Genomic DNA, 1,792 nt, shown 5'->3' on the forward strand with positions numbered 1-1,792 from the left:
ACAGATCGACGAGCAACTCGAGCAGGCCCGTGCGCGGATCGAGGCGGCGAAGGCGGCGCAGCGCACCGCCCGTAAGGCCTACGACGCGGCGATCGAGCGGATCGGCAAGGCCGAGGCCGCGCACACCGCGGCCGAGCAGACGCTGCGGTCGGCGCTGGTGGAGGCGCTCGCGGACGCCGAGCACCTGGCCCCCTATGCGCGTCCGGAACTGCTGGGCCTGTTGGGGATCGAGCAGCCGCACGCGTGGCCTGCGGGGCCGGCGGCGTGGCTCGACGCCGATCAGCTGGTGTACCGGATCCAGCGCGGCACCGGCGAGGAGGTGCCGGTGCTGCCGGCGGAGGTGTCGGCGCTGTTCGCGTCGCTGCTGGCGGCGACCGAGTCGGTGACGGTGTCCGAGTCGGCCCGCAAGTCGACGCGCACGGCGCTGACGTCGGCGTTGCAGGAGTTCGACGCGCAGCTGGCGGCGGCCGGTCAGGACTACCGGCTGCACTGGGACGCCCCGGACGGGGTGACCGTGGTGCGGGTGCAGGACGAGCAGGGCTTCTCGTCCGTCGGGCAGTTCGCGACACGGATCGCCGCCGCGCGCCGCGATCAGGAACTGTTGCTCACCGACGCCGAGCGCCGCATCCTCGAGGACGCGTTGCTGACCGGGCTGGCGCAGCAGATCCACGAACGCACCGTCGACGCCCGCGCGCTGATCGCCCGGATGGGCGCCGAGATGCGCAAGCGGCACATGTCCTCGGGCAACACGATCGGGGTGCACTGGGCGCTGGCCGATCATCTCGACGACCGGTCGCGGGCGGTGTGCCGGTTGCTGGACCGCGACGCGTCGGCGTTGGGGGCGGACGAATTGTCCGAGGTGCGAGCGCATTTCGCGGCGCAGATCCGTGCGGAGCGGGCGGCGCACCCGGAGCGGTCGTATCCGGAGATCCTGGCTTCGACGCTGGACTACCGGCGGTGGCGGGTGTTCTCGTTCAGCCTGATCTCCGCGGACGGCACCGAGGACCGGTTGACGGTGGCGCGGCATTCGGCGCTGTCCGGTGGTGAGCAGTCGGTGTCGCTGCATCTGCCGTTGTTCGCGGCGGCGCACGTGATGCTCGATTCGGCGGATCCGCACGCGCCGCGGCTGCTGGCGCTGGACGAGGCGTTCGCCGGGGTCGACGACACCGGCCGCAGCGAGCTGCTGAGCCTGTGTGTGCAGTTCGACCTGGATCTGTTCATGACCGGGTTCGACCTGTGGATCACCTATGCCGGGGTGCCGGCGTGTGCGCACTACGACCTGGCGCATTCGGTGGCCGAGCACACGGTCGCGGCGACGCTGCTGGTGTGGTCGAGCGGGGATCTGCTCGCCGAGCACGACGGGTCGGAGCTGACCGCGGCGCTGGGGTCGCCGGGGACCCGGCGGGTGCTCGCGCCGGTCGAGGGGGCGCTCGAGTTCGCGTAGTGACCCGGCCGGCGGGGTGCCGTCGCCCCGCCGGCGTCCGATATCCCCCGTGCGGGGGATGGTCCCCGGCACGGCCGCGGGCTCACACTGACGGTATCGGCAGCACCGCCCGGTCGCGCGAAGCGTAGCGGAAAGCCTTTTCCGCAGAACGCATTTCGATGTTCGCGCCGGTCGTGGAATCCGGGCTGCCGGGTCGGTGCAGGAGGTTCGTGATGACCACCGTCGGAGAGCATGCCGGCGATCGCCCGGTCCAGGTGTTCCGGGGCCCGGGCGACGTGCTGCTGTGCATGACCAATGTGCGCGGGCTCGGGCGGGACAGGGTCCTGCGTCGCGGGCGCCCCGCGGCGC

The 1,792-nt window shown here is 72.3% G+C and carries 2 protein-coding genes; one reads left to right on the plus strand and one right to left on the minus strand.

The window, feature by feature from the left end:
- Positions 1-1,444 (plus strand): SbcC/MukB-like Walker B domain-containing protein (locus ACN675_RS29010; protein WP_420754093.1); only part of this gene is annotated, 1,444 nt, incomplete at its 5' end.
- Between the two features lie 82 nt (positions 1,445-1,526).
- Here ACN675_RS29010 and ACN675_RS29015 read toward each other — a convergent pair.
- The gene (locus tag ACN675_RS29015; RefSeq protein WP_420754094.1) at positions 1,527-1,664 is read right to left on the minus strand and encodes a hypothetical protein; all 138 of its coding nucleotides are present in this window, start codon (positions 1,662-1,664) and stop codon (positions 1,527-1,529) included.
- Positions 1,665-1,792: the final 128 nt, after the last annotated feature.

This window comes from Rhodococcus sp. O3, assembly GCF_048897285.1.
In the GTDB taxonomy this organism is placed as follows: Bacteria; Actinomycetota; Actinomycetes; order Mycobacteriales; family Mycobacteriaceae; genus Rhodococcus.